General features: G+C 37.7%; 4 protein-coding genes. 2 read left to right on the top strand and 2 right to left on the bottom strand.

Features of this window, described 5'->3' with window-relative positions:
• Positions 1-300: 300 nt before the first annotated feature.
• Both H5092_RS19875 and H5092_RS19870 read right to left on the bottom strand, forming a co-directional pair.
• Positions 301-3147, bottom strand: coding sequence for a TonB-dependent receptor domain-containing protein (locus H5092_RS19875; RefSeq protein ID WP_182734799.1), 2847 nt, complete (start codon positions 3145-3147; stop codon positions 301-303).
• A gap of 549 nt (positions 3148-3696) precedes the next feature.
• A complete protein-coding gene (locus H5092_RS19870) occupies positions 3697-6549 on the bottom strand; it encodes a TonB-dependent siderophore receptor (RefSeq protein ID WP_154902891.1) in 2853 nt (950 codons plus the stop codon).
• Positions 6550-7099: 550 nt separating this feature from the next.
• Here H5092_RS19870 and H5092_RS19865 point away from each other — a divergent pair.
• Both H5092_RS19865 and H5092_RS19860 read left to right on the top strand, forming a co-directional pair.
• Positions 7100-7489, top strand: coding sequence for a cytochrome b562 (locus H5092_RS19865; RefSeq protein ID WP_154902890.1), 390 nt, complete (start codon positions 7100-7102; stop codon positions 7487-7489).
• 83 nt (positions 7490-7572) lie between these two features.
• Positions 7573-7959 carry an OsmC family protein gene (locus H5092_RS19860; protein ID WP_002958670.1) on the top strand — a complete coding sequence of 129 codons (387 nt, stop codon included), beginning with the start codon at positions 7573-7575 and terminating at the stop codon, positions 7957-7959.
• Positions 7960-7987 lie beyond the last annotated feature (28 nt).

Below are 7987 nucleotides of genomic sequence, written 5' to 3'. Positions count from 1 at the left end.
GGGCTCGATAACTGCTCCTGCGTTATTCTACTGGCTTACATCCATGTAAGAATAAGTAAAAACCGAGCAAAGCTTCCGCGTCCTGCTCACGCCCCTTACCTACATCCATGTAGGCAACAAAGAGTTAATCGCCCCTAGAAAGAACCCTTCGGGCAGCGCATGTTTGGTATTTATGCTGCGTTATCGCCTATTTATGGGGAATAACCACACTACATAGGCTCTGCCTTGCCTAAAAACCAAACATACTGCTGCAAATTCACCCACCAATGATCAACACGCCCTAATAAGTTATTTTATTAATTATAAGCTGTAGCTTAAGTTAATGTAGCCAAAGCGGCCAATGTTATCGTAACTTGCGCTACCCGCGCTTGTACCACGTGAACCGTACGGAAGTTTACGATTAAATAGATTATCAACACCTACTTTAACGCCTAAGCCACTATCGAAGTTGTAACCAACAGTCATATCGGTAATAAAGTATTTACCGTAAGACATTTGGTTACTTGGGTTCGAGTTACTTTCAAGCTCAACATTTGTATATAAATCTACTTCACTTAAAAAGCGTGTTTCAACTGTTGAGAAAAAGTTATCCATAACATAGCTTACAGATAAGTTAGTTTGCCACTTAGCTTCACCTGTAGTACCTGCGTATTCAATGTAGTTACTAGGGTCGTCTTGGAACGGGTAATCTTTACGTTCAATTAAGTAAGTACCAATTAAGCGGGTTTTGAAGCTACCTTCAAGCGCGTCAAAGTCGTAACCTAGTTCAAAATCTATCCCTGATGCTTTTTGGCCGGCAACATTTAATACAGAGTTTTGTATTAAAGTAATTTCACCATTAGCATTACGTGTAATTAAGTTACAGTACTGATTGTTTATACCTGTTGCGCTATCAACACAGCGATCAAGAATGTCTTGCGCGTCGATTGTGTCAATCGCATCTTCAAGTTCAATTTCCCAGTAATCAATAGTAAGCAGCGCGTTTTCTAAAAACTCTGGTTGGTAAACAATGCCTACAGTTGTACTTGTTGACTCTTCGCCTTTTACATCGCGGTTACCGCTAGTTAAACCATCTAATGAGGCTGCATCGTAACCTGAGTTAAAGTCACTCGCTACACCTAATGCGGCACAGTTTGCAGTACGTGTTGCACCGTTTGATAAGTCACCTAGGTTGTCGGCGCGACACGGGTCGTCTACATTGTAGAAAGTTTGGCTTGCTGCCCCAAATACTTCACTAATGTTTGGCGCACGAAGTGCTGCAGATTGAGTTACACGTACACGTAGCTCATCATTTACAGTCCAATCAAGGCCAAGTTTCCAGCTAGTTGCTTCGCCAATCGTACTGTAGTCAGCATGACGTACTGCAGTATCAAACACTAAATCTTGAATAAGCGGTAAGTCAGTTAAAATTGGCATCGTCGCTTCAAAAAATACTTCGCGTACGTTGAACGAGCCTTTATCTTCGCCCAGTGCGTTAAAGAAAGTACCTTCTGCGTTATCTGGCTCTTTAGTTTCGCTTTCTTCTTTACGGTACTCGGCACCAAATGCAATACCTACATAACCTGCTGGTAATTCAAAAATAGCGCCATTAGCAAGTGAGCCAGAAACAACTGTTTGCTTAATTGTTGAAGTACCAACTGATACCGTATTTATGTAATCAATAGCTTGTTGAGATGGTGCGCCAAAACCCATAATATTTACAGGTACACATCCGTCAGCTTGCGCAGCAGCGCTACGACATACTACGTTGCCATTTGTATCTTCAACGGCATCAAGTGCATTAAAGTAGTTGGCTAAAATCATGTTAGCGCCGTTTTCACGCTCTAGATCTGTTTGGCCGTATACAACTGACGTATCTAATTCCCAATCTTCTAAAACAGTCCCTTTTAAGCCGGTAACAAAACGCGTTGTTTCACGCGTATTGTTTTCAATGCGGCGGCCAAGGTCGGTCATCATGCGGTTAACCATGATTGAATCAACACCTTCCTCTTGCATACGTGCTTTGATGGCTGGGTCTAGGTAAGGGTTATCAATGTTAATGCTGTTGTCGCTGTCAAAAAAGAAAAACGCAGGTTGACCTATGCTTTCGCCTTGGCTGTTTACGTATTTTGCATCAAAGTAGACGTTTAAATCGTCGGTCACATCGTAGTTAACTTTAAAGTTTACGTTGTAACGTTCAAACTCAGGTTGTATTTCTTCAAATTGGCCTAAGTTAAAAAAGTCACATTCTGCACATGAATATGGATCTGCGTTATTGCCTATGTATAAATCACGTGCGCTGCTATCAGGGTTAAAGCTATTAATATACTTAGTTGGATCTTCAAGTGCATAAACACCTGAATCATTGATGGCGTAATAACCCGCATTAGGTGTTAAAATATCATCAGGAAAGTCAGCACTATTTTTGTTTTCATCCGTTTGGGCTTGGTTAGGTAAGCTGCTAAAAGATGTGCTAGTCCAAGGGTGGTCAAGTGCATTTAATGAATCTTGGCCAGAGTACTCAATAGCAAAAGCTGCATTACCACGGCCGTTATCAAAATTAGAGCCGTACGAGAACGTCGCTTTTTCGTTGTTGTAGCTGTTTAAATCGGCAAAACCTCGGGTAACACTAAAATCCATACCTTCAATGTTGTCTTTTAATATAAAGTTTACAACACCTGTTACCGCGTCAGCTCCATATACAGCGGATGCACCACCAGTGATAATTTCTACACGCTCGACCCATACACTTGGAATAGTATTGGTATCCACAGCTTGAGAACCTGCAGAGCTTGATACATGACGCTTACCATTTACAAGTACTAAGGTACGGTCTGTACCCATGTTACGTAAATCAAGAATATTTAAACCAGCAGTACCAATAAAACGGCCTGAGTTAGCCATAGAATATGTATTGCCAAGTGCTGGCAAATTGTTTAGCGCTTCACCAATGTTTACAGCGCCTGTATTAATTAGCTGCTCGCCACTTATAACTGTTACTGGTGCAGGTGCAATAGCACCTTCACGTAAAATACGTGAACCCGTTACTTCAACGCGTTCAATTTTTGTTGCTTGCTCATCTTGTGCAAGCACAGAATTACTTGCTGTTGCAGCAGCAGTAATTAATGCACATTTAATGCTAGTAGAAAGTAAATTATGACGTTTCATGTGTTTCCCAAAGGACATTTTATAGTAATTTAATACAATATTTATTTTTACTTAATACAGTCTGTATTAGATAAAAACCTATAACTTTTGTTATGAGGGCGGCGATTATTGCACGGGGAAACCAGTAATAGAAGAGAGGTAACTTGATGGATTCAAATGAGTTATTTCTGTATCAATTTTTATAAAGTTCAGTTTGTTGCGTTTTTTACATTTATAATTTTAATTATTTGATATGAGTTTGTAACTAAAAATAAGGTTTTTTATTGTCTATGCACTTTTCATTATCATGTAGTGTTTTTTGTTTTCATTTGAGTGTTAATAATGAACTTTTTTATGGCTTTCATATTAATTTTTTAGGAGAAGGTTAGTTAATTAATAAATTTTAATAGAAGGTTTATTAGTCTTTAATGTTTTATTTATGTAATTTCATGTTGTCGTGAAGTAATTTAAAATACGCTATTTTTGTTGCTAATAAATATAAAATGAGTAAATTTCATCTTTGAAAAGTAAAAAAGGCCCAGTTTATGGGCCTTTTATTAACAATAAAACTTACATTTTATATGAAAAAGTAATGTAACCAAAACGCCCTATATTATCGTAGCTAGCACTTCCGCTACCATCACCACGTGTACCATAAGGTAACTCACGATTGAATAGGTTATCTACACCCACTTTTAAGCCAACACCGTTATCAAAGTTATAACCGACTGTCATGTCAGTAATTATGTATGTACCAAAAGTAGTTAAACTATTTGGATTGGGGTTATCGCTTAAATCTTGATCTGTGTATAAGCTTACTTCTTCGATATAACGAGTGCTCAAAGATGTGTATAAGTTTTCGTAGCTGTATTCTATATTTAAGTTAGCTTGCCATTGCGCTTCACCTGTAACGCCCGCATATTCAATGTAGTCGCTAGGCTCATCTTGGAATGGGAACTCTTTACGCTCAATCAAATATGTACCAATAAAGCGTGTTTTAAAGCTACCTTCAAGCGCATCAAAGTCGTAACCTAATTCAAAGTCAACACCAGATGCTTCTTGACCTGACACATTAAGCACTGAGTTTTGAATTAACGAAATCTCACTGTTTGCATCACGTGTAATAAGACTACAATATTGATTTGAAATACCTGAGCCGCTATCAACACAACGATCTAGGATATCTTGCGCACTGATAGTCGAGATTGCATCTTCAAGCTCAATTTTCCAGTAATCTATAGTAAGTGTTGCGTTTTCAATAAACTCTGGTTGGTAAACTAGACCAATAGTAGTACTTGTAGATTCTTCACCCTTCACATCTCGGTTACCGCTTTGTAAACCTTCAAGTGTTTGTGAATCATAGTCAGAATCAAAACCTTCTGGCACACCTAATGCAGCACAGTTGGCACGGCGTGTACTACTGTTTTGTAAATCATTTAAGTTATCAGCTTGACAAGGATCGTCGACACTGTAGAAAGTTTGGCTCGGTGCACCAAAAATTTCACCAATATTTGGCGCTCTTAGCGCTTCTGATTGTGTTAAACGAAAACGAAGCTCATCGTTTAGAGTCCAATCAAGCCCTAATTTCCAGCTAGTTGCATCGCCAATTGTGCTGTAATCAGCGTAGCGTACAGCTGCATCCAGCACTAAGTCTTGAACAAATGGCATATCAGAAAGTAGTGGAATTGATACTTCTGTAAAAATTTCACTTACATCAAAGTCGCCTTTGTCTTCACCAAGTGCATTAAAGAATGTGCCTTCAGCATTATTTGGCTCTTTTGTTTCACTTTCTTCTTTACGGTATTCAACACCAAAAGCCATACCTACATAACCTGCAGGTAATTCAAATAATCCACCATTGGCCAAAGAAGCAGATACTACAGTTTGAGTGATTTCAGATGTACCTGTAGAAACAGTATTAATATAGTCAATTGCTTCATCACTTGGCGCACCAAAGCCCATAATATTTACAGGAACACAGCCTTCAGCTTGTGCTGCTTCACTTCTACATACAATATTACCATTGCCATCATCTACCGCATCAAGTGCGTTAGAGTAATTTTCAAGAATCATATTCGCGCCATTGACGCGTTCTAATTCTGTTTTACCACGTACAATAGATGCATCTAAATCCCAATCACTAAAGACCGTACCTTTAAGGCCAGCTACAAATCGTGTTGTTTCACGTGTATTGTTTTCAATGCGACGACCTAAATCAGTCATCATACGAAGTACATTTATTGATTCTACGCCTTCACCATCGTTAGCTTCTTCCATAAGCTTCTTAACACTTGGGTCTAAATATGCGTTATCAATTTGTATGGTATTACGTGGATCGCCAAAGAAAAATGCGGGTTGGCCAATGCTTTCACCTTCACTGTTTACGTATTTGGCTTCAAAATAAGCATTTAAATCGTCTGTTACATCATAGTTAACTTTAAAGTTAACATTGTAACGTTCGAATTTTGGTTGTATCTCGTCAAACTGGGCTAGGTTAAACGAATCACAATCTGCACATAGAAGACCGTCAACGTTGTCACCAGTATAAATGTCACGATGAGAGCCATCTGCATTAAATGTATTTACATAACCATTACCTAGGCTAAATACGCCTGCGTTATTAATTGCGTAGTAACCAGCATTTGGCGTATAAATCTTATCAGGAAAATTAGGGTCGTCTTTATTAGAATCGTTTTGGGCTTGGTTACGTAGACTTGAGTATGAACCATCAGTCCAAGGGTGATCTAACGCATTTAAAGAGTCTTGAGCTGAGTATTCAACTGCAAATGCAGCATTACCACGGCCATCATCAAAGTTCTTACCATATGAAAAGGTTGCCTTTTCATTGTTGTAATCACTTAAATCTGAAACGCCTTTAGTTACAGTAAAGTCTAAACCTTCAATATTATCTTTTAAAATAAAGTTAACAACACCTGTTACAGCATCAGCACCGTAAACAGCAGATGCACCGCCTGTTACAATTTCTACACGCTCAACCCATACGCTTGGTATAGTATTAGTGTCAACAGATTGTGAGCCAGCTGAGCTCGAAACATGGCGTTTACCATTTACAAGTACAAGCGTACGGTCAGTACCCATGTTACGTAAATCAAGAATATTAAGACCTGCAGTACCAATAAAGCGGCCTGAGTTTGCTAAAGAATATGTGTTACCTAGTGCTGGTAGTTTATTTAACGCTTCACCGATATTCACTGCACCAGTATTAAGAAGTTGTTCACCAGTAATTACAGTTACAGGTGCAGGTGCAATTGCACCAACTCGGCTGATTTTTGAACCTGTTACTTCAACTCGTTCTATTTTTGTATCCTCAGCATCTGCTGCAATAGAAGTATGCGCCAAACCAATTGCACTTAAACAGAGAGCTGTTTTTATGCCGCTTGAGAGCTGGTTATAAGATTTCATATTATCCCCTAGATGAATTAGTTGTTTTTTAAACTTAAGTGCAATATAAAATTCATGTTAGTAATTATTTGTATACAAAATTTACATTGCGCACCCAGATTTAACACTTGCAGTTTTTTAGGCAATGGATTATCGCTGAACCTACAAATAAAGAAGACAAGCGGGTTGTTAAAATGTAGTTAAAACAATGGTTTAAAATGTTTCTGTTAACTTCTTGTTTGCCCTATTGGCAATGTGTTTATATTTTGTATCTTGTTTGTCTTTTTTATTGTTTTTTACTTATTGATTTTTAAAAGTATAAATATTTATATGTTTATTTTCATGGTTTTATAGTTGTGTTTTTAGGGATTATTTTGTTACTTTTGAGGTTTGTATCGTATAGGGTTAGCTTGATAATTTATTTTCATAAATTCAAGATTAAGTTCTGTCTTCCACCGCTAATACAAACTGTAAAGGGGCTTTACAGATAGCTTCCAAAGTTTAGAGTAGTAGAGTTACTTTTTTTACTTTAATTGATACAATTCGGCGTCTTTCACTCATAAGGTTGTTCATGAAATATTTCTTATTAAATATTGCGTTATTATTTAGCTCATTGGTTTTAGCCGAGGAACCTGTCGATCTTGAAATAAATATGAAAAATACGGGCCTTGCGTATAAACAAGCAGTACAGGCAACTCAACTTAGTGAATTTAATACTGCGATTGATGAATTTATAAAGCTAGTAAAAGTAAGTAAAACAGGTAAGTTTTACAAAAAGCCTGAGCAGTCATTGCAGGGCCTTGATAAAGTAATTGCCCAAGCTGAGCTTGCAAAAAAAGCAGCGAATGAGCAGGGTCTAAGTGCAGCAAAAGAACCGTTAAAAAATATAGATAATTTACGTAAAAAATATCATGAGCTACATGAGCCTCCAGGGTTCTTTGAATTACTGTTCGGTTCATAAACCTAAACTATATGTATCTTTAGTCGCTACTTTTAAGCTAATTGCGTTAAAAGTATCTGCAGCAATAAATATAAGGAAACACAATGGAAATTTCAGTTTCAATGTTAGAAGGCCAAAAGCAAAGCGCTAAATTTGGCGACCTAGAAGTAATCAGCGATCAAAGTGTAAATGCTGGTGGCAACGCAGAGCATCCTGAACCGTTTGATTACTTTTTAGTAAGTATGGTTTTATGTGCAGGTTTTTATGCACGTAAATTTTGTGAGCAGCGTGATATTTCAACGCAAGGTATGACGCTTACTCAAAATAATGAAAATGTAGATGATAACGGTAAAAAGTTATTTTCAATTGAGATTAACCTACCAGACGGTTTTCCTGATAAATATAAAAAGGCGCTTATTGCAGCCGTTAATACCTGTACAGTCAAAAAAGTAATTCAGGCAGTGCCAGAGTTTTCAGTAGTGGTAAAATAATCCTCCCTAAATTAGGTAGCTTTAACAA

Source organism: Pseudoalteromonas sp. SR41-7, assembly GCF_014163935.1.
Lineage (GTDB): Bacteria > Pseudomonadota > Gammaproteobacteria > Enterobacterales > Alteromonadaceae > Pseudoalteromonas > Pseudoalteromonas distincta.
The sequence above is the reverse complement of the archived record's forward strand: the minus strand, read 5'-3'. Positions and strand labels throughout refer to the sequence as shown.